The sequence below is a fragment of the Nocardia mikamii NBRC 108933 genome (genome assembly GCF_001613505.1).
Taxonomy (GTDB): domain Bacteria; phylum Actinomycetota; class Actinomycetes; order Mycobacteriales; family Mycobacteriaceae; genus Nocardia; species Nocardia mikamii.
This window is the reverse complement of the sequence record NZ_BDCM01000012.1, coordinates 582,300-601,900: the sequence shown is the minus strand read 5'-3', so window position 1 is coordinate 601,900 and position 19,601 is coordinate 582,300. Positions and strand designations below refer to the sequence as shown.

At 67.3% G+C, this 19,601-nt stretch carries 17 protein-coding genes and 4 tRNA genes; 8 read left to right on the top strand and 13 right to left on the bottom strand.

Annotation, left to right across the window (positions count from 1 at the left end; translation table 11 throughout):
- Nucleotides 1–27 precede the first annotated feature (27 nt).
- On the top strand, nt 28–834 hold the full coding sequence (locus tag NMI01S_RS17670) for a tyrosine-protein phosphatase (RefSeq protein ID WP_062998490.1): 807 nt from the start codon (nt 28–30) through the stop codon (nt 832–834).
- Between the two features lie 48 nt (nt 835–882).
- Here NMI01S_RS17670 and NMI01S_RS17665 read toward each other — a convergent pair whose 3' ends face one another.
- Both NMI01S_RS17665 and NMI01S_RS17660 read right to left on the bottom strand, forming a co-directional pair.
- Entirely contained in the window at nt 883–1,422 is a 540-nt protein-coding gene (locus NMI01S_RS17665; RefSeq protein WP_062998488.1) for a GNAT family N-acetyltransferase, read from the bottom strand.
- Nucleotides 1,419–2,657, bottom strand: a complete 1,239-nt coding sequence (locus NMI01S_RS17660; protein ID WP_062998486.1) for an MFS transporter — start codon at nt 2,655–2,657, stop codon at nt 1,419–1,421. The genes NMI01S_RS17665 and NMI01S_RS17660 overlap by 4 nt, the downstream gene beginning before the upstream one ends.
- 268 nt (nt 2,658–2,925) lie before the next feature.
- Between NMI01S_RS17660 and NMI01S_RS17655 the strand changes: the two genes are divergently transcribed.
- A complete protein-coding gene (locus tag NMI01S_RS17655) occupies nt 2,926–3,867 on the top strand; it encodes a hypothetical protein (RefSeq protein WP_157126232.1) in 942 nt (313 codons plus the stop codon).
- 6 nt (nt 3,868–3,873) lie between these two features.
- Here NMI01S_RS17655 and NMI01S_RS17650 read toward each other — a convergent pair whose 3' ends face one another.
- From NMI01S_RS17650 to NMI01S_RS17640, 3 genes are all read right to left on the bottom strand, one after another.
- A complete protein-coding gene (locus NMI01S_RS17650; protein ID WP_063920781.1) occupies nt 3,874–5,058 on the bottom strand; it encodes a hypothetical protein in 1,185 nt (394 codons plus the stop codon).
- A gap of 102 nt (nt 5,059–5,160) precedes the next feature.
- The gene (locus NMI01S_RS17645; protein ID WP_063920763.1) at nt 5,161–6,576 is read right to left on the bottom strand and encodes an MFS transporter; all 1,416 of its coding nucleotides are present in this window, start codon (nt 6,574–6,576) and stop codon (nt 5,161–5,163) included.
- A gap of 121 nt (nt 6,577–6,697) precedes the next feature.
- Nucleotides 6,698–6,943, bottom strand: coding sequence for a hypothetical protein (locus NMI01S_RS17640; protein ID WP_157126231.1), 246 nt, complete (start codon nt 6,941–6,943; stop codon nt 6,698–6,700).
- Nucleotides 6,944–7,092: 149 nt separating this feature from the next.
- Here NMI01S_RS17640 and NMI01S_RS17635 point away from each other — a divergent pair, with 149 nt between their 5' ends.
- Complete coding sequence (locus NMI01S_RS17635; RefSeq protein WP_062998480.1) at nt 7,093–7,860, top strand: ArsR/SmtB family transcription factor; 768 nt, start codon at nt 7,093–7,095, stop codon at nt 7,858–7,860.
- Nucleotides 7,861–7,871: 11 nt separating this feature from the next.
- Here NMI01S_RS17635 and NMI01S_RS17630 read toward each other — a convergent pair whose 3' ends face one another.
- The 4 genes from NMI01S_RS17630 to NMI01S_RS17615 form a co-directional block, all read right to left on the bottom strand.
- Complete coding sequence (locus NMI01S_RS17630; protein ID WP_157126230.1) at nt 7,872–8,330, bottom strand: SRPBCC family protein; 459 nt, start codon at nt 8,328–8,330, stop codon at nt 7,872–7,874.
- 126 nt (nt 8,331–8,456) lie between these two features.
- Nucleotides 8,457–8,531 (bottom strand) — tRNA-Val (locus NMI01S_RS17625).
- Between the two features lie 17 nt (nt 8,532–8,548).
- Nucleotides 8,549–8,619, bottom strand: a tRNA-Cys gene (locus NMI01S_RS17620).
- A 23-nt stretch (nt 8,620–8,642) separates the two neighbouring features.
- Nucleotides 8,643–8,715, bottom strand: a tRNA-Gly gene (locus NMI01S_RS17615).
- 548 nt (nt 8,716–9,263) lie between these two features.
- On the opposite strand from NMI01S_RS17615, the gene NMI01S_RS17610 reads away from it, so the two are divergent.
- Nucleotides 9,264–9,335, top strand: a tRNA-Val gene (locus NMI01S_RS17610).
- 545 nt (nt 9,336–9,880) lie between these two features.
- On the opposite strand, the gene NMI01S_RS17605 is transcribed toward NMI01S_RS17610, so the two are convergent.
- The 3 genes from NMI01S_RS17605 to NMI01S_RS17595 form a co-directional block, all read right to left on the bottom strand.
- Nucleotides 9,881–11,227: an NAD(P)/FAD-dependent oxidoreductase gene (locus NMI01S_RS17605; protein ID WP_062998478.1), complete on the bottom strand. Its 1,347-nt coding sequence runs from the start codon at nt 11,225–11,227 to the stop codon at nt 9,881–9,883.
- Nucleotides 11,228–11,275: 48 nt separating this feature from the next.
- On the bottom strand, nt 11,276–12,745 hold the full coding sequence (locus NMI01S_RS17600; protein WP_062998773.1) for an MFS transporter: 1,470 nt from the start codon (nt 12,743–12,745) through the stop codon (nt 11,276–11,278).
- Between the two features lie 187 nt (nt 12,746–12,932).
- Nucleotides 12,933–13,775, bottom strand: coding sequence for an alpha/beta hydrolase (locus tag NMI01S_RS17595; RefSeq protein ID WP_245716908.1), 843 nt, complete (start codon nt 13,773–13,775; stop codon nt 12,933–12,935).
- Nucleotides 13,776–14,079: 304 nt separating this feature from the next.
- Between NMI01S_RS17595 and NMI01S_RS17590 the strand changes: the two genes are divergently transcribed.
- Genes NMI01S_RS17590 through NMI01S_RS17580 form a run of 3 tightly spaced genes read left to right on the top strand, consistent with a single transcriptional unit; the run spans nt 14,080 to nt 16,896 of the window.
- Nucleotides 14,080–14,748, top strand: a complete 669-nt coding sequence (locus NMI01S_RS17590; RefSeq protein ID WP_062998474.1) for a hypothetical protein — start codon at nt 14,080–14,082, stop codon at nt 14,746–14,748.
- On the top strand, nt 14,741–16,108 hold the full coding sequence (locus NMI01S_RS17585; RefSeq protein WP_062998472.1) for a glutamine synthetase family protein: 1,368 nt from the start codon (nt 14,741–14,743) through the stop codon (nt 16,106–16,108). Before NMI01S_RS17590 ends, NMI01S_RS17585 begins: the two co-directional genes overlap by 8 nt.
- Nucleotides 16,105–16,896, top strand: coding sequence for a gamma-glutamyl-gamma-aminobutyrate hydrolase family protein (locus NMI01S_RS17580; protein ID WP_062998470.1), 792 nt, complete (start codon nt 16,105–16,107; stop codon nt 16,894–16,896). The genes NMI01S_RS17585 and NMI01S_RS17580 overlap by 4 nt, the downstream gene beginning before the upstream one ends.
- A 144-nt stretch (nt 16,897–17,040) precedes the next feature.
- Here the strand turns inward: NMI01S_RS17580 and NMI01S_RS17575 are convergent, their stop codons facing one another.
- On the bottom strand, nt 17,041–17,721 hold the full coding sequence (locus NMI01S_RS17575; RefSeq protein ID WP_062998468.1) for a TetR/AcrR family transcriptional regulator: 681 nt from the start codon (nt 17,719–17,721) through the stop codon (nt 17,041–17,043).
- A 177-nt stretch (nt 17,722–17,898) separates the two neighbouring features.
- Here NMI01S_RS17575 and NMI01S_RS17570 point away from each other — a divergent pair, with 177 nt between their 5' ends.
- Nucleotides 17,899–19,521, top strand: coding sequence for a class I adenylate-forming enzyme family protein (locus NMI01S_RS17570; protein ID WP_245716907.1), 1,623 nt, complete (start codon nt 17,899–17,901; stop codon nt 19,519–19,521).
- Nucleotides 19,522–19,601: the final 80 nt, after the last annotated feature.

Sequence of the window (19,601 nt, the reverse complement as noted above, 5' to 3'; positions counted from 1 at the left end):
TCCAGTTTCCCTCTGAACGGAGCTGACATGGCCCATCGTTCGATTCGCCTCGCCGCCACCGTCGCCGCCGGCGCCCTGATCGCGACCGGTCCGGCATTCGGTGTTGCGGTCGCCGCCGACCCGCCCGCGGTCCCCTCGTCGGTCTCGGTGAACACCGAGAAGCGGTCACTGCATCTGGCGAGTGTGCAGAATGCCCGCGATATCGGCGGATACCGCACCACCGACGGCCGCGTCGTCCGGACCGGCCTGGTGTTGCGTACCGCCGACCTGAGCAAACTGTCCGACGCGGATTCCGCCGCGCTGTCCGCGCGCGGGCTGCGGGTCGTCGACGATCTGCGTACGAGCTACGAGCGCGCGCTGGGTCCGGACCGGGTGCCGGTGGGGGCGGCGCTGAACATCCGCGATGTGATCGGCCAAGCGCCGCCGCAGGTCGTGGCGTCGACGCTGAGCGCCGGCAGCGACCTGTACCGCGCGTTCATCACGGCCCCCGGTGCGAGCGAGGCGTTCGCCGGAGTCCTGCACGACATCGCCGGCAGCGATGGTCCGGTGTTGTTCCACTGCTCGGCCGGTAAGGATCGCACCGGCTGGACTGCCGCCGTGCTGCTGACGATCCTCGGCGTCGATCGTGACACCGTGAACTACGACTTCCTGCTGTCGAACTACTACCGCGACGCCGCTGCGGGCGACGCGGTCAACGGGGTCGTGCAGTCGGCGCTGGATTCCGCCTTCGATCAGGTGGATCAGAGCTACGGCAGTTTCGACAACTATGTGCACGACGGATTGAAGCTGACCGACGGCGATGTCGCGACATTGAAGGCGAAACTGCTGTCCTGACCGGAGATTTCGGCACGCGAATCAAATTCGGTTGCGGGACAGCCGGATTCACAACTCTCGCTGCATCACGAAGTCGTGGCACAACTGGTCGCCGACGGTGAAGGTCTTGGTGCCGATCCGGCGGAAGCCGTGCTTGCCGTAGAAGCGCTGGGCCCGCTCGTTGCGCTGGTTCACACCGAGCCAGATCACCGGATATCCGCCACGGCGGGCGTAATCCACCGCCGCGTTCATCAGAGCGGTCGAGACGCCCTTGCCGTGATGGCCGGGCATCACGTACATCTTGCTGATCTCGAGCGCGGGGCGGGCTTCGATCAGGGCGGCGACGGCGGGATCGACCGGTTCGCCGGAGATGAGCATGGCGTAGCCCACGATGTCGCCGCCGAGGACGGCCTTGAGCACGATCCGCTGCGGATCGCTCAGATAGTCGCCGAAGCGCTCGTCGGACAGCACCTCGGCGATGAAGGTGTCGATGTTCTCCTCGGTCAGCTCCGGCGGGCAGGCCAGGGGAAACGTCGCGGTGGCGACGTCGCTCAATTCCTCGGCGTCCCAGAGTCCGGCGCGGTCGACGACGACTTCCTGCTCGGTCATGGGTCCAGTACAACATGTCCGGTGCGCGTCGCCGACAGGTCGCCGGGCGCCGGACGCGGCCGGAAGAAGCGCGCGGTCGCGATGAGGACGAGCGCGAACAGCAGCGGGATCACGAACCCGATCCGCAGACTCGACGCGGCGGCGACCGCACCGACCACGCCGCCGCCGATCAGCGTGCCCGCGTAATTGAACAGGTTGAGCCGGGCGATCACCGCGTCCAGCCCGCGGCCTTCGGTGAGTCGACCGGCCTCACTGAAACACAGCGGCGCGATCACGGGCAGACCGAGGCCCGCGATGAGGAATCCGGCCAGCGCGGTGCCCGGTCCGGGCGCGGCCACCACGAGCGTCAGTCCGAGCACGCCGATCCCGGCCGCCACCCGCACCACCGCCCGTGCGCCGTAGCGCCGCACCCACCAGTCGCCGCTGAGCCGGGTGAGCAGCGAGGCGCCCTGGTAGGCCGCCAGTGCCAGGGCCGCAGTCGCCGACGAGGACAGCAGATCGTCGGTGAGGTAGAGCGCCGACCAGTTGCCCACCGCCAGATCGATCGCGAACACCAGCGCCATCGCGATTCCGAGGGCGAGATAGGCCCGCAGGGCAACGGCCGCAACGGGTTCCGGGGTAAGGCCCGAGTCGGTGGGCCCGGCCTCGGCCTGGCCGGCGCCGAGCAGTCGCGGCCCGAACACCAGACTCGCCACCGCGACCACCACGGCGGCGATGGTGACCGCGTAGGGCAGCGTGATTCCGACCTTCTCGCACCCGGAGACGAACAGTGCGCCCAGAATCGAGCCGGCACTCCACGCGGCGTAGAACGACGACAGCACGAACCGCCCGTACCCGTGCTGGATGAAGACCGCTTGCATATTCGTGCCCGCGTCGACCATGCCGACCGCGACCCCGTAGCAGCCGAGCGCGATCAGATCGACGACGATATTCGGAGCGACCGCGATCGCGAGCCCGCTCACCGCGATCAGCGTCAGCCCGGCCCGCAGCGCCACCCGGCTCGACCAGCGCACCGCCACCCGCTCGGCGAGCAGGCTGCCGCCGGCGGCCAGGCCGGAGATCATCACGACCGCGACCAGGATGACGGTGTCGGTGAGCCCGAGCCGATCCCGCTGTTGCGGCAGTTCGGTGAGCACGACCGCGAGGAAGAAGCCCTGGAGCGCGAAGGCCACCGAATTGGCGGTGCGGGCGGCCCCCAGGGTGGTCGATACAGGAATGTATCCGCGGTCGAACATCTGCGCAGCCTACTGGGTGAGTGCCCGGCGGCGGTAGCTGAGAGCTCGCGCCACCCGGGCGGCAACGGACGTTCCGGCTTCGCAACGTCGCGATTACGCCGTTGTCCGACGGCGGGCGATTCCGCAGTTCACCGGACTCGATGATCACGTCGGGCTCCCGGTTGGATAACGAAACCGGTCACGGGCACGTGTAGCCCCCTGGCCGGTGCGGCACTCTGGATACAGCGGGCCGCACGGCCCGCTGGTGCACGGGTAGGGGAGTGGTCGCGTGAGTACGACAGAACGGGCCGAAGCGAGGCAGCAGACGACGACGCTGGCTCCCCTGGAGCCGGTGAAACTGCCTGTGGTGGAGCCGAATCCGCGTGGACATCAGGCGGGCGACCGGTGTCGCGAACCCGGATGTGGCGACTGTCACTGGGATGTGCAGCGGCTCAAGTACTGGTTGCGCGGCAGGCTGCTGGCGGCGGGCGCCGACGATGCCGAGGTGGACAAACCGCTGGGTGCGCAGACACCGGGTCTGCTGTGGCGGCGTGGGAACCGGTTGTGCGCTATCGAGGTGCGCAGCGCGCCGGTCTCGATCGAGCACGCGCGAAAACGCACGGCCCGGTTGAAGGCGGTGGGTTGTGACGAGGTGTTGTGGCTGTGCCCGACCGGATACTGGATCGGTCAGATACCGGCGCTGGGCGTGGACGATTTCGCCGCCGCCGGCTGTGAGTACCGGGCGTTGTCGGGTGGGCTGGTCGTCGACTCCGACGGTATCCTCAGCCCCAGGCAAACCCCGTGGGGAATAAGGGAATTCATCGATGGTTGGGTCGCTGGCACGTTGGCCTGCGGGTATCTGGACGAGGACACGAGAGGGTGGGCGACGGTGAGCGATTGGGAGGCCCACACCCACGCGCAGGCGATGATGATCGCGCAGCAGCGGCAGGAACTGCTCGACCAGCGCACCGAATTGGCGTTGGCGCGCAGGGCGACTCGTGACAAAGCCAAACAGATGCACAAGATGATGCACCGGCTCGAACGCGCCGAACTCGTCGCCGGGGAATTGGATGCGGTCAAACGCCGGCTGTCCGACCGCGACCGTCTGGAGGCCGGCCTGCGGGTGCGGATCGCGCGTCAGCGCGAGGCGGTGCTGCACTGGCAGCTGATGACCTGTTTCGCGATGCTGGTGATCGTGACGTTCATCGTGGCGGGATTCATGCTGAAGTAGGACTGGTCAGGACGCGCTCAGCCGGAACGGGGCACGATCCCAGCGCCAGCCGTGGCGCAGGACGAGCGCGATCAGGTCCACCGGCTCCAGGCCGGTCTCGTCGACCAGGCCGCGGAACTCGGACCAGTGCACGGCGCCGGTGGCGATCCGGTTGCGGAGGATGTTCTCCGAACGAGCGGACACGGTGTGCCGCAACAGATCCGGCTCTCCGAGCCGGCTACCGGTGAACACCAGCCAGCCCCACCCGCGGGTGTGCGCTTGCGCCCGGGCCGCCGCGAGCCGTACCCGGTTGGCGTGTAATCCCACCTGCCCCAACGCGACCACGTCGATCAGCAGTACCCGCCCGTCGGTCAGTCGCGCGCCGACGGTGGGGCAGTAGGAGTCCGCGACGCCGTCGACGGTGAAGTCGACAGCCGTGGGCCGCTCGGTGTAGCTGTCGACCTGTTCACCGTCGTCGAGCATGCGCAGCAGCCGGGCCTGCAGCGCGGTGTCGAATGTGGTTTCGCGGCCGAGCTTCTCGGCGAACATATGGCCGCGGGCGTCGTCGTCGGCATCGACCGTCGTGATGGGCAACTCGGGCAGGTCGTCGGGATCGCCGCTCGGCCATTCCACCCGCCGCAGCAGCGGAAGCAGTTGCCCGGCAGCGGGTTCGGCCGCACGAGGGCGATCGAGATGCCACCGGCCGCGCTGCTGCCATCCCGCGATGCGCTGATAGACGAAGCCGGCCACACGCTTGGCGTCGATCAGCGAATGCCCGGCCAGCCGCAGCTTCAGATATGCCAGATCCTGGGCGGCGATATCGCAATCGCCGACGTAGGTTTCGATGAGCAGTGTGCGCGTCAGCCGCTGATCGCCCCAGCCGACCGGATACTGTCCGGCGAAGAAGGCGGGGTCGGGGTGGCCGGTGGCCTGTACTCGCCGCAGCAGCTGCCCCGCCGCCCGCGTGTAGAGCTGGCGCACCCGGTCGCGGGAGAGTTCGAAACGGGCGCCCAGCAGCGTCAAGGTCTCCGGCCGCGCACCGTCGAGCCCGAGCCGGCGGGTGAGCAGCTCGCCGTCGCGAGGGCGTTCCTCGGCCTGGGCCGCGACCATGTCCGCCAGCGTGTCGGCCATCTGCTCGGAGGTGAAGGAGATGTTGTCGCGCAGGTCGTCGAGCAGCCCGGCCTGTATCTCCTCGATCCGGTTGGTCGTCACCACATGCCTTTCGCTGTCTCGCACGTCCTTTCGAAAGCCTATGCCCTCGTGCGGGTTCCGGGTGCTCGCGCGCGGGCGTGTCCGCCGATGTGGTGACCGGATTCAGCGGCGGGCCGCGTCGGTGAGGCTGTGTCGGCTCGCTTCGGCCGTTCGCGACCCGTCGCCTTCGATGGCGAACACGGTGATCAGCAGCGCCACCACCCACGCGAGCGCAGATCCGATCCCCAGCGCGTGGATGGCGCCGACGAAGCCCGCGCCGGTCGGCGATCCGGCAACCGCACCGAATATCGCTACCCCGCAAGCGGTTCCGACCTGCCGGGCGGTATTGGACACACCCGTCGCCAGCCCGGACCGGTCCGCCGGTGTGGCGCGTACCGTCGCCGCGACCACCGATGTGGTGATGAGGCCGGATCCGCAGCCGAGCACGGTGAAACTCAGCAGCAGTCCGCCGCTTCCACCGCCGCCGTCGAGTGTCAGCAGCATCGCCGAACCGCAGGCCGCGAGGGCACAGCCGATCGCGATCGCCGGGCGCGGCCCGTACCGGGCGGTCGAACGCCCCGATACCGGCGCCAGCAGTACCAGCGGCAAGGCCAGCGGCAGCACGCTCACGCCGGCCGCGACGGGGGAGCGCCCCAGCGTGTCCTGCAGATACAGCATGCCGATGAAAAGGATGCCGTTGAAGATCAGGTTCATCATCAGGGCCACGACATTGGGAGCGAGAAAATCCTTGTGCCGCAACAGGTCCACCGGCAGGAACGGATGGGTGCTGCGCCGCGCCGAGCCGTAGGCGCCCGCCAGAGCGCCCACCGCGACCACCGCCGCGGTGCCGACGACCGCGGTCCCCGCGTGGTGGCCCGCGGAGATGATGGCGAACACCAGCGCGCTCAGGCCGAGGACGAACCCGGTCAGCCCCGCCATATCGACACGCCCGCCACGCCGTGCTGGCGCGGCCGGTACCACGGCCCGCGCCGCGACGGTCGCCGCGATCGTCAGCGGCACCGCGATCCAGAACACCGGCCGCCACCCGAAACGGTCCACGAGTATTCCGCCGACCAGCGGCCCCGCCGGCAGCGCCAGCGATGAGACCGCCGCCCACGTACCCAACGCCTTCGCCTGTCGGGCCCGATCCGGATAGACGTCCACGATGACGGCCATGGTGCTGGGCAACAGCAGCGCGCCGCCCACGCCTTGGACCACCCGCGCCGCGATCAGCACGCCGATCGCCGGAGCCAGTGCGCACGCCAGCGACGCCAGCCCGAAGACCGTGAATCCGGCCAGCAGCATCCGGCGATGACCGATCCGATCGCCGACGGTCCCCGCCGCCAGCAGCAGTCCCGCGATCGCGACCACATATCCGTCCACCACCCACTGCAGCGATGCGACGTCCGTATGCAGACCGCGCCCGATCGCGGGCAGCGCGACATTCACGATGGTCACATCCAGCAACACCAGAAACATTCCGGCGCACATCACCGTGAGGATGACGGCCGGGTTGCGCACCCGTGGAGTCGAAGTCATATCCGCAGTGTGGGTGCGGAACCCTTCGGTTCGGACCGAAGTATCGGCGACGGAGCAGCTTGTGACGACGAACAGGCTTCTCCCGCGGCTTCTTTCGCTCTTCGCCCGTGGCGGCGCGGAGTCAGGTCCGGCGGTGGAACCATCGCCGGCGGCGACTCCGGCGATACACGACGGCGGTGACCCGCGCGCCCAGGGAGTCGGTGACGTGGAAGTACTCGCCACCGAGGTCGGCAGCGGCATACGCGATCTCGTCGATCGAGCCGTGGATATCGCCGGCGCCGAACGCGCTCAGCGTCATCTCGACCGTTCCGATCGGATCGAAACCCTCGGTCGGCGGCGCATCGAGTTCCTCCGCACGCACACGCACCACCTCAATGTCGGCCGAACCAGGACGGTAGTCAAGGTCGCGGAGCCGGCGCCGCCCGCCCGCCGGGGACCGGTCGGCGGATGTCGTCGTGTCCTGCGGTCGACGATGATTCGGTGGGCACCGAAGTGTAGTCGCGGCAGACTCGGGTCATGACCAATCGCCGACCTCTCCACGGGTACGCCGATATCGCCGCTGTCGGCGCCCTGCTGGCCGACGCCACCCGGGCCCGCATGATGATCGGCCTGGCGGACGGGCGCGCGCTGCCCGCGTCGGTGCTGGCCGCCGAATCCGGCGTCGCGGCGTCCACGGCCAGTGAGCATCTGGCCCGGTTGGTGGAGGGCGGACTGCTCACCGTCGAGCGATCCGGCCGGCACCGGTACTACCGCATCGCGAATTCCCGGGTCGGCGCCGCGATCGAAGCGCTGGCCGTGCTGGCGCCGACGCGGCCCGTGCGCTCCCCGCGGGAATCCACTCGCGCGGCGGCGCTGCGCCGGGCCCGCAGCTGCTACGACCACCTCGCCGGGCAACTGGGCGTCGCGGTCACCGAGGCGCTACTCGATCGGCAGGCCTTGACCCGGACCGACGGTGTCGCGGGAACCGCGCGCGCACAGGGAGATCCGATCTCGGCGCCGATGACCGATCACCCGTACCGCCTGGGACCGAATGCCGAGCCCCTGTTCGCCGAGCTGGGCGTCGATCTGGACGCGGCGCGTGACCGGCGCCGCCCGCTGCTGCGTTTCTGCGTCGACTGGAGCGAGCAACGCCATCATCTGAGCGGCGCGCTCGGCGCCGCGGTCCTGACCCGCATGGAAACCGCGGGCTGGGTGGAACGCGCCGGCGCCCGCCGCACGCTGCGGTTGACCGACAGCGGAGCGCGGGTACTGGATCGGGTGCTGGGTGTCGATCTCGCCGGATAGCCGGACCGGCTTCAGCCGTGCTCGACCGCGATCTTCATCCGGTTGAGCGTGGTGGCCATGTCGTTGTGGTTGCGCCGGCCGCGCGCCCACCCGAGCGCCGTCCAGTACAGCCGCAACGGCGCGATCGCCGCCAGTTCGAACGACTCGGTGACATCGGTGCCACCGTCGCGCGGTTCGAGCCGGTAACTCCACCTGTTGATACTCATTCCGCCGGGCCCGAGGACGGTGAAGGCGAATTCGCGGTCGGGCTCGCACACCTCGACCCGGCAGGTGGTCCAGTACACCGGCCCCACCTGGTTGCGCCGCACATGCCCCCGGAACTTCGCCCCCACCGCGGGACCCGTTGCCCCGCCGACCCATTCGGCCTCGAACGTCTCCGGACTGAACTCGCCGATCCGGGTGACATCGCTGACCAGCGCCCACACCTGCGCCGGCGGCGCGGCCATGTGGACGGTTACCGAATCGCGCACGACATCTCTCCTTGCCGCTCGGCTTGTTGTTCGACCGTATCCCAGTCGATGGGACGGCGGACGCGTTCGTTTCTGGTCCGGATACAAGAAAGCCCCGGTCGAAACCGGGGCTGACCTGTTCTTCGTTGGTGCGCGATACTGGGATTGAACCAGTGACCTCTTCCGTGTCAGGGAAGCGCTCTCCCGCTGAGCTAATCGCGCGTGGTTCGCCTACTCAGAGGCGGCGACGGGAATCGAACCCGTGTGCACGGCTTTGCAGGCCGTTGCCTCACCACTCGGCCACACCGCCAACCAAGGCCGGGTTGGCCTTCGAGCGGATGACGGGATTCGAACCCGCGACCCTCACCTTGGCAAGGTGATGCGCTACCAACTGCGCTACATCCGCACGCTGCGTCTCCGGGGCTTTTCGGCCCCTTCCGGCTGCGAGAGAGAACATTAGCCCACAACCCGCACGCTCAACAAATCGCCTGGTAGATGGGGGTAAAAGTGAATAACAAGGGTGTGTTTTCCGGGGTGTGCGTGCCAGTGCCTCCCATAGGGCGACGCCGGTGGGGTGAACACAGGCGCGGTGTCCTTCCGGCGCCGCTGACGGCCCACGGCCACAGGGCATCCGCTCGGTGCGGCGACTGCACCCCCGCTGGCGGCCGGGCAGTCCGGTCGGTTCTCTCTACGCCCCTCCCTCCGGGGCGCAGGCAACCGCAACTGCGGCCCGGCGGACGGTGTTCCAGCCACTGTCCGCAGTGCTTCACGCCGACAGAGGGCGCCGACCGTGCGGCGATCGGCTCACCCGAGACCTTCTGCGCCCGTTCACGTTCCGTCCATCGCGGATCGACTGAAACGTCCAGGTCAGGCCCCGATTTGGTGTGACCCCAGGGATGCGTGTTAAGGTTCCTTCTCGTTCGGAACGGCACTCCAGCCGCCCCGAAATATCCCGGTCCCATAGCTCAGCGGGAGAGCGCTCGCCTCACACGCGAGAGGTCGCTGGTTCGAAACCAGCTGGGACCACAATTCTTATACTGTCTGGTCAGAGCCCTTTCTGGGTTCTGCCCCTTCGTTGTGTCCGGGTTGGCTTTTGGCCTGTGCAGCCGTCTGATCTGCGGAAATATGGACGTTTTCCTGTTTCGAACCGAGCTGGGTGTTTTGTGCCTTTTGACGCAGGTGTGACAAATGTGTTTTCCGTGGTCATTGGGTTCGGTAGGCGCTCCTGTCGTTGGGTGGATGCTTCGTTGAGCTAGCTACTCCTGGTTGGTCCATCGTCAGGTGTCGAGATCGGGCGGATGGTGGGGGCCGGTGGATCGCTTGGTCGCAGGGGCATGCTGGCCGTGACGGTTCAGATTTGCAAACGAGCATGGCAACCACTCGAAAGCGTTTACGTCGCCTTCCAGGGGGATAGAGCCGAGGCCCACTCGGCCGGACGTCGGAGAGTCCGCAGCGACGCCGGCTGAGTGGGCGCGGACGCACGGAAAGGGCTGGCCGCCTGCCGGCAGTCGGCAGCCGCGAACCGGACCGCTCTATCGCGGGCCTATGAACTGGGCCCTTGTTGCGCTCGCTCAGCTCACCGGTGTGGAGCCCCGCCTTGCGTTACGTCGGCTCCCGTTCACTAGATCGTTGAACCGATCGACGGCCCAGATGGTGCGTAATCCCCACGGGCCCATCATCATCGGGGGTGGGAACTTCGGCTTTTGCTGCCACAGCGCCTGCAGATCCTCGTGCGGCTTCCCGTCGATGATCAGGTCCGCCATCAGCGATCCGAGGTAGGGCGCCTGGGCCAATCCGTGGCCGTTGCAGGCGATCGAGTAGAGGATGTTGTCGTCGATCCGACCGGCGAGTGGCAGCCACGAGGAGGTGATTGCGATCCAGCCTCCCCACGCCCGAGCGACCGCGACGTCGGACAGTGCCGGGAATCGTGTGGCGAAGGCGTGGGCCAGTTCGGCGACGAGCCCTGGATCCGGTTGCTTGGTGGGCAGCGGGCCAGGCTTTCCTCGTTCGATCCGGCGAACACCGAAAACGATTGTGTTGCGCGGGGTGAGCCGGTAGTTCTCCATCAAGTTGTGCTGGGTGATCAGTCCGGCGCGGCTGGTCCACCCCAGCGCGGCCAGACGAGCGGGGTCGATCGGCTCGGTCTCCACCTCGACCACCCAGATGGGCGCGGACAGGTGCTTGGGGGTGATTGCCAACTCGCCGCCGTACGCATTCGTCGCGAGGACGACCGTGTCGGCGCGCACCACACCGCCGGGCGTACGGATGACGGCGTGCTTGCCTTCTCGCGTGACATCGGCGACCCGGGTCTGTTCGAAAACCCGTGCGCTGGAGGAAAGGACGGCTCGCCGCACACCCCTGGTGAACTCTCCCGGATTCATCGTTCCGCCGGTGGCCTCGCGCATCCCGCCGAGAAATCCGCGAGGGATGCCCAACTCCGTGCTCGTACCGAACTCCGCCTTGGCGCCGGCCCGCTGCAGAATCCTGGCCACGCGGCGCGCGCGTCCCAGCTGTCCTCGCGAAACCGCCACTGCGACATTGCCGGTCGCTTCGAACTCACACTCGATGTCGTACGCCCTGATCAGATCTTCGACGTGATGCTCGGCGTGATCCGCGAACCGCACGACGTGCGGCAGCTTCTTCGGGTAGAGGAAATTCAGAAGCTGGATGTCGCCTCCGGGGGCACCCGGCAGTTGGCCCGCATTGCGGGAACTGGCTCCGTGCCCGCAGAATTCGGCTTCCAGCAAGACCACGTCCCGGCCACGCTCGGCCAGCCGCAACGCCGTCGACATCCCGTTCAAGCCGCCGCCCACGACTGCTACCGCGCAGGTGATGTCGTCGGTCAATTCCGGGCGGACATCGTCGGGCGGTTCGATCCACCCGGTGAAGGTGATGTATTCCACGTTGTCCGTGTTCATTTCGCTGATCCTCGTTTCGGAACCGTCATGGTCGGAAGTGTTCGGCGTTCAGGCCACGGCGACTGCGGCGCGTCGGCGAGCACGGGCACGGGAGATCAGGACAGTCACCGGAACAAGTGCAGCGAAGGCGGCCGAGATCCAGTAACTCGTGCCGTACAAGCTCTCTCGTGCGACACCGACGTCCGTTCCGAGAACGTGAACGACTGAAGCGCTGAGGACACCGGTGATCAGTGCCGTGCCGAACGCGAAACCGACAGCCATGGACGTACCCGCGACGCCGGCGGCCATTCCGGCCTTCTCTTCGGGTACCGCGATCTGCACCACGGTGAAGCCCGCGGCGTAGCCCATGCTGCAGCCCAGTCCGACGACGCCGGCGCCCACGAGGTACTGCCACGGGCGGTCGTGGGCGAGCGCCAGCCAGGCGAGTCCGGCGACACAGACGAGTGCTCCGACCACGAAGATACGGGCGGCGTGTCCCTTGGCGATCGGCCCCTCGGCCACGCGGCCTCCGACCCGGAACAGCACGGCGAACGGCACCATGAGTAGTCCGGTGTGCAGCGCGGAGAGTCCGAGCCCATACGCGTCCGAGGGGGCGAGAGAATCGGGATCGACCTGGCTGTAGGTGCTGAGCAGCAACAGGAATGCCGCGTTCACTGCGGCGAACAAGGTGATCGACACACTTGCCGCGGCGACGAAGGGCGCTTTCAGCATGGCGACGTCGAATACCGCTGCCGAGGATCTACGTTCGACGCGCACCCACACGGCGCCACCGACGACACCCGCGGCCAGGGGGATGAGCGCCCCGGCACCCCACACCAATCCTTGGGTCAAAGCCAGCAGCAGAGCGGCCACCCACGCGATCATCCACACCGTACCCAGCGCGCCGATCCGACCGGAAGGCTCCGCGGGCGGCGAGTGTGGGATGACGACGAACGACACGACCGTCGTCGCCGCGAAGGCGGCAGTGAGGATGCAGAAGAAGCTACGCAGGGACAGGTTCTCGACGATCAGGCCGCCGCCGATCATGCCGACGACGATGCCTATCCCGGTGGCGACAACCAGAACCTTGACTGCCGTCGCGACTCCGTTGTCGGCCAGGTTCCGTCGCAGAAATCCCAAGGGCAGCAGCTGAGCTGCCCCGCCGATCCCCATCAGGGCGGCACCGATAAGAAGGGCGGGGTACGAATCGCCGAGGGCGGGGACGAGCGCTCCCAGCGTGAGGCATCCGGCGGCGAACACGGTCGCGTTACGGTCGCCGAATACGTCGGCGAGCCGCGGCAGCAGAATGAAGCCGGCCCCGCCGCCGAGCGTGAGAACGGTGTAGATCCATGTGGTTTCGGAGACCGTGGCGAGTCCGTACTGCGCCTGAATGATCGGCAGCAGCGGCGGCAGGACGAAGATGATCGCGTTGGTCAGGGTGACCAGCAGGGCGCCGACTCCGATCAGCACCCCTCTCGGCGGGGTAGCCCCGGCGGTCGAATTCCGGCCGGGGCCGGTCGTTTCATTGATCTCAGTCATGGTTCGTTCTCCGTAGAAACCGGCGGCCTCATCCGCGCACTTGCGGGCAGTCACCGCGCCGAGTTGTGATCCGCGCCATACGGTAGAAGGAACGTAGTCATGTGATCAAGGTATTTGACCAACTCTTCGCAAATAAAGGGCGGTCTGCTGGTTGTCTGGCAGCTCCACCTGCCAGTTTTCTAGTTGATCAAATGACAATGTTCGGAAGTGTGCCCCCGTTGTGCTGCCGTCGAGCCCAGCCGCGCAGGTACGCGCACACGTCCTCGATGGCCTGTTCCGTCTTCGCGAAGACGCCCACTTCGGTGAAGAATCCGTGGAACACGCCCGGGTAGCGGATCGTCGTGACCGCAACGCCGTTCCGGCGCAAACGCGCGGCGTAGGCCTCCGCATCGTCGCGGATCGGGTCGACTTCCGCGGTGAGAATCAATGCCGGCGGCAAGCCGTGGAGCGACTTCGCGCGCATCGGTGCGGCCAGCGGGTCGGTATGGTCCCGGTAGTCGTAGCCGCGGTACTGCTCGATGAGCCATTTGGCGTCTGCGCTGGTCAGCAGCGGCGCGTCGGCGAACTCTGTCCACGACGAGGTGGCGAAGGAGTCATCGACCGGCGGGTATGCCAGCACCTGCGACATCGGCAGCGGCTGCTCGCTGTCGCGGAGCGCAAGGCAGAGTCCGGCCGCGAGGGCCCCGCCCGCGGAATCGCCGCCCACCGCGATGAAGTCGGGCTCGATGCCGAGGTCGCGCGCATGCTCGCGGAGCCACAAGTAGGTGTCGAGGCAGTCGTCGAGCGCCGCGGGATACGGATTCTCGGGAGCCAGCCGATAGGCCAGTGAGACGACGACGAAACCCGAACGAGCCGCGATGACCCGGCAGAGCTCATCGACGCCGTCCAGAGTGCCGAGGATGAACCCGCCACCGTGCATGTAGAGCAGAGCGGGGGCGTCCGTCGCGGCGGTATCCCGATATATCCGCGCGGCCAAAGTTCCTGCTCTGGAGGGAATTTCGCGATTCTCGACGCTACCGACGGTGTTCATGGGCTGTGGCTGCGGTGGTGTCGCCAGGAGCTCCCGGGCGGTTTCGGGTCCGAGCTCACGGAGCGGCTTCGGGAGTGCGGCCGCAATGGCCCGCGCAGCCATTTGTGCGTCTGCATCCAGCAGTTCCCAGTACGTGGGTGGCGATATGTGCATCGGCGTTCCTATTCGAGTGTTTGACAACGAGTGACCTGTGCCTCACGATCATAGTCACGTGACCCAGACAACAGACTATGACGGTCACGTTCTATTCGAGGTCTGCAGCAGCGCGCGCCACACGATCTCGCGGAGTCGAAAGGACTGGAAGATGACCGAAACCACGATCGACCGCGTGGTGCCGAGCGCCGCCGCGGCCGGAGGTATCGACATACGGATCGAGGAGGACGCCACACCGATCGTCCGGCTGATCGGCCGGACGTTGCGAGATTCCGCCCGCGCCGGCCACGCCTTGCCGGCGCTGCGGCGAGCCGCTGCGACGGTGGCGATCCGCTCACACGACACGCCGCAATCCGCGACGATCGTCTTCGACGGTGACGGGGTCGTCGAGGTGTCGAGCGGGGCCCTGAACGACGCCGACGCCATCGCCACCGTCGACCTGAACGCAAGGTTCGCCCCGGTCGGCGACCCGATCGGTGACCAGGAACCGGCCGCCGACGCCTTGACTGCGTTGAGCCCGCCGCTACCCGATTGGCGCACAGCCGCCGAGCACTTCTGGACCGTATCGCGTTCGGTGCCCGGCGTCCCGGACGTCCTCATTGCTGTCACCGAGGGGCCCGAGGGAGTGGAACAGGCTGTCTGCGGTGAGGGGGAGACCCACTATGTGATCGCCGGCGCGCCCGACACGCTGGCCGGCGTCTTCTCCGGTGCCGACGATCTGTTCGCGACCCTCGCTACCGGTGCCCTCGGGGTCCAAGGCACCCTCTCTCAGCTGTCCGTCATGATCGGCGCATCGTGGAAGGCTCGTTTCGATGTCTGAAATCTCCACCGCTGCTTCGGAATTCGGTGTCCGCGGCCGCGACGTCCGGGCCGTGCGGCTCGAGGCCACCAACCACGAGGGATGCTTCCTCGGTAAGAACGTCTCCCCGAAGAAGTTCGATTCGAGCGCTCCGGCGGGATTCAATTTCGCCGACCTGCTGTTCGGCCTCGACCTCGGCAATGCCCCCAGCATGGGCTTCGCCTATCCGGGGTGGCGCGGTCATCTCGACGATGTCAGCTTCAAACCCGATATGGCGACGCTGGTCGAGTGGGAGCCGGGGCTGGAATCGGTGATCGGTGACTACTGGCTGAAAGACGGCACGCCGGTACCCATCTGTCCGCGAAATCTGCTGCGCAAGATGGTCGATCGGTTGGCGACGTCGGGATACATCGCGACCATCGCCGTCGAGATCGAGGCGACCCTGTTCGAGGAATCGATCCATGATGCACGGGCCAAGGGCTACCGCGATCTGACTCCCCTCGGCGGGACTGCGGGCACCGCCTACCACCTCGCGAAGTCGAAGGACTGGATCGACTACATGACGGCGGTGTCGCGGCGCCTCGACGAACTCGGGATCGAGTGGGAGGCGTGGAGCGATGAGGATGCCGCCGGGCAGGTGGAGCTCAATCTTGTTCCGGGCGAACCGATTGCGGTGTGCGATGCCTGGGCGCGGGCGCGGCAGGTGATGCGTGAAGTCGCATTCGAGCAGGGACATTCGGTCACGTTCATGGCCAAACCCACCGCAGGATACGGACAGGCGTCGCACATCAACCTCTCGCTGCAGCGCGACGGCGTGAACGCGTTCTACGCCGAGGGCGGTCCCTCGGAGACGATGCGCCACGTTATCGGCGGACTGCTCGCGACGCTGGAGGGCAACACCTCGATCGTGTTGCCGCAGATCATTTCCTACCGGCGGCTGGTGGATCTCAGCGGTCCGCCGGTCACCGTGAGCTGGGGCATCAGCAACAAGACCACCGCTGTCCGTGCCGTGTGCGGGCACCGTACCTACGCCCGGCTCGAGTATCGTCTCCCGGGTGCCGACGCGAACCTCTATCTCGCGACCGCGGGGGTGCTGGCCGGTGTGATCGCCGGACTCGAGCGCGAAATCGAGCCCCCGGAGCCTGTATCCGACATGGCCTGGTGCATGCCGCCAGGAATCAAGCGCCTGCCGGACACCATTACCAAGGCGGCCGACGCCCTCGATGCGGACCCCCTTCTCCGCGAACTGCTCGGCGACGAGTTCATCGACTACTGGATCGGAACCCGACGATGGGAGTGGATGCAATTCCACACCGGCGGCGGTGACCCGTTCGCTGAACTCTCGGAATGGGAGTCCGCGCGCTACTTCGAGTTCCCGTGACCGCGGTACGCGAGACCGCGACCGCCGTGCGACCGCTCATCGGCATCACCGGCCGACGGTTCCGGTTGGGACTGATCAACGGGCTGGACTCCCGATACGCGGACCGTCTCACCGACGCGTTCATGTCCGACTTCTCGGACCGCATCGCGCGTGCGGGCGGGATCCCGGTGTTACTGCCCTACGACGCCGACCCTGTCGCGGCCTGCCATTGGCTGAGCGGAGTGGTCATCACTGGCGGGCAGGACGTGCATCCCGGTTGCTGGGGCGGTGATCTGTCGGTGGTGCGTGCGATCGATGCGCGGTCGGATCCGATGGTGCACGACCCTGAACGGGACGCCTACGAATCGGCGCTCGTGCGCGCGGCGATCGAGAGCGATACCCCGGTGCTCGGGGTGTGCCGCGGCCTGCAGATTCTGAATGTGGCGCGAGGTGGCACGCTGATCCCCGATCTCCCGGCCGGACCGGTACAGCATCTGTCGGAGCGGTCCGCGCTCACCGACGGTGGCCCCGATCATGTGGTGTCGTTCCAGCCCGGATCGATCGCGCAGGCCCTCTTCGGAGACCACGCCGTCACCAACTCCTGGCATCACCAAGCCGTCGACGAATGCGGCGACGGCTTGGTGGTCACGGGCCGGACCGTGGACGGCGTCGTGGAATCGATCGAGCTCCCCGGTGCTCCCGTGCTGGGGGTGCAATGGCATCCGGAGTGGATGGAGCGGGACGACCGGGCACTGAGTTGGGTCGTCGGAGCAGCGGCCGAGCGGCTGTGCGTCGGCCGGCCCAGCTAGACCCTGCGGCGTCGGATTATGGACAGCACGCCTTCTGTCGCAAGCGGAATGCCGGGCCGGCACAAGCCTTTCGGGGCGCCGGCCCGGTCTGCCCGGAGACGCCGAGCGGGCGGTGGTAGCCGAGGGCTGCGACGATCGGTGCTCTCAGCCGACGTTCACCCAGGAGACCAACGAGCTCAGTCCGGTCTTCTGCTCGACCTCAGGTCCGGGGGTCGGCGGCGTGGCCGAGGCCGGCGGCGCGAGCTTCGCGGCCAGCCACGAGTCGAGGACGGCGATGCTCAACTCCATTCGCCGGGCTTCTTCCTCGGGAGTGCCGAAGTGGAGGCAGTTGAGCGCGAATCCGTCGGAGAGCGCGGCGACGACATAGCTGATGTCATCGATCGTCTCGGCGGACAGCGCCCCGTCGCTGTTCGCCTCTCCGAGGATGGAGCGCAGGACGGCATAGGCCTGGTTGTAGACGATGCTTGCGGGGTTTCCCTCTTGACGTTGTGCCCAGCTGATGAGCTCGATGGTTGCGGCGCTGAATTCCTTCGAATCCAAATACCAGCCCATGATTCCACGCAGCAGTTCCCTGGCGGTGGTCGTCACATCGCCGTGCACGTCGCTGCCGACGATCACCTCTTGGTACCGGGCGGCTACTCGCTCGAACACCGCCGCGAACAGAACCTCCTTGGAGTCGAAGCAGTAGTGCAGGGTCGCCAGCGGTGCATCGGCTTGTTCGGCGATACGGCGGGTGGTGGCGCCGTCGACGCCGTGGGTGGCGATCACCTGGATGGCTGCGTTGACGAGGTCGTTGCGTCGTTCGGTCGCAGGGATCCGTGGCACTGCTGCCTCCTGAAAGAGTTGGGCGATTGATCAAGTCTAACTCGAACATATCACTGTCCATGACCGTCCGATCATGGTCGGCGGGGCGGGTGCACCCCAGAAGTTGGCCATTTGGCTGGGTCAAATGACTATGTTTTGGCTACGGTTATGGCCGGCATCACACTGCGAGGAGAAACTGTGAACGCAATCGAATCGACCCGAGACGCGGTCCGCCGGCCGGTGATCGTCCGGAATCGCCTTGGGGACGATCCGGCGTCGGCGACGTTGGTCGAACTCTTGACCACGCGTGCCCGGATATCACCGGATCGCGAGTTCCTCCGGGTCGGGGACGAGTCGTGGACGTTCGGTCGTATCGACGCCTGGACCTCGCGCCTGGCCCGTCGACTCATCGAGGTCGACGGCATAGCACCCGGTGACCGGGTCGCGATCATGCTGCCCAATCTCGTGCAGTGGCCGGTGATCTGGTTGGCGACGCTCAAGGCCGGCGCCGTGACGGTGCCGGTGAACAGCTCCTATCGCAGGGCGGATCTGGCCTTCGTCCTGCGCGACTCGGGGGCCCGCGTCGTCTTCTCGGAAGGGGAGAAGCTGGAGCTGCTGCGCGACGTGGCGCACGCCGAGCGTGATCTGTCGGATCTACGCATTATCGATATCGCCGCCGACGGCTCCGAGGATTTCCCCGACCGGGCCCCCGATGTGCCGGTCACCGGCGACACTCTCGCGAATCTGCAGTACACCTCCGGAACCACCGGGTTCCCCAAGGCGTGCATGCTGACTCACGACTACTGGGTCCGGCTGGGCTGGATCTGCGCGGCGGCCGCCGGCCTGCACGCGGACGACGTTCTGCTCACCGCCCAGCCGTTCTCCTACATCGACCCACAGTGGAATACCGCTCTGGCCTTGACGATCGGGGCGCCGCTGGTGGTACTGCCGAGGTTCTCCGCCTCGGGGTTCTTCGCCGACGTCCGACGCCATCGGGCGACGTTCACCTACGTTCTCGGCGCCATGCCCACCCTCCTGTTCAAACAGCCACCACGCTCCGACGACCGGGACAACGACCTGCGGCTGATCATGTGCTCGGGGATCCCGACGGGACTGCATCGACAGCTGGAGGAGCGGTGGGGTGCGCCGTGGCGGGAGATCTACGGTCTGACGGAGTCGGGTTGCGACCTGGTCAGCCTTCCGGAAGATACCGGCGACGTGGGAAGCGGGAACCTCGGGCGGCCGGTGCCCACGAAGCGGGCGCGCGTGGTGAACGCGGACGGCATCGACGTGGCTGACGGCGAACCCGGTGAGCTGATCCTGTCGGGTAGACCGATGATGCTGGGCTACTGGAACCGCGCCGAGGCCACCGGACGCACCCTGCGCGACGGCTGGCTGCACACCGGCGACGTCGTCGTTCGCAGCTGCGACGGCCGCTACCGCCTCGTCGGCCGGATCAAGGACATGGTTCGGCGGGGAGGAGAGAACATCGCGAGTGCCGAGGTCGAGGCCGTCCTGGAAAAGGACGCCGCGGTCGTATCGGCAGCCGTCCTCGGCGAACCCGACGATATCTTGGGAGAAGAGGTCAAGGCCTACATCCGGCTGGCTACCGGCATCCCGGCCGAGCGTGCGACCGCTGCCCGCATCATCGAGCGAGCGCGCCAGGAGCTGGCCCGCTTCAAAGTCCCGCGCTACGTCGAATTCGTCGATGATTTCCCGCGAACCCCGTCCGAGCGAGTGTCGAAGCCGGCGCTGGCGGCGCGTGCCGCCGAAAGCCCGGGAATCGTTTACGACCTGCGCGAGAACGGAACTCGCGGATGAGCGCCCCGTCGGCACACTCCCTCGACATCCGGATCGAACGCGATGTCGCCGTCCTGACCCTGCATCGGCCGGAAAAGCTG

What these genes read in the sequence shown, in the direction of transcription:
- NMI01S_RS17600 (WP_062998773.1), bottom strand. Translation starts at nt 12,745, where the DNA reads ATGACTGAGATCAATGAAACGACCGGCCCCGGCCGGAATTCGACCGCC.
- NMI01S_RS17645 (WP_063920763.1), bottom strand. Translation starts at nt 6,576, where the DNA reads ATGACTTCGACTCCACGGGTGCGCAACCCGGCCGTCATCCTCACGGTG.
- NMI01S_RS17635 (WP_062998480.1), top strand. Translation starts at nt 7,093, where the DNA reads ATGACCAATCGCCGACCTCTCCACGGGTACGCCGATATCGCCGCTGTC.
- NMI01S_RS17670 (WP_062998490.1), top strand. Translation starts at nt 28, where the DNA reads ATGGCCCATCGTTCGATTCGCCTCGCCGCCACCGTCGCCGCCGGCGCC.
- NMI01S_RS17590 (WP_062998474.1), top strand. Translation starts at nt 14,080, where the DNA reads ATGACCGAAACCACGATCGACCGCGTGGTGCCGAGCGCCGCCGCGGCC.
- NMI01S_RS17605 (WP_062998478.1), bottom strand. Translation starts at nt 11,227, where the DNA reads ATGAACACGGACAACGTGGAATACATCACCTTCACCGGGTGGATCGAA.
- NMI01S_RS17665 (WP_062998488.1), bottom strand. Translation starts at nt 1,422, where the DNA reads ATGACCGAGCAGGAAGTCGTCGTCGACCGCGCCGGACTCTGGGACGCC.
- NMI01S_RS17585 (WP_062998472.1), top strand. Translation starts at nt 14,741, where the DNA reads ATGTCTGAAATCTCCACCGCTGCTTCGGAATTCGGTGTCCGCGGCCGC.
- NMI01S_RS17595 (WP_245716908.1), bottom strand. Translation starts at nt 13,775, where the DNA reads ATGAACACCGTCGGTAGCGTCGAGAATCGCGAAATTCCCTCCAGAGCA.
- NMI01S_RS17660 (WP_062998486.1), bottom strand. Translation starts at nt 2,657, where the DNA reads ATGTTCGACCGCGGATACATTCCTGTATCGACCACCCTGGGGGCCGCC.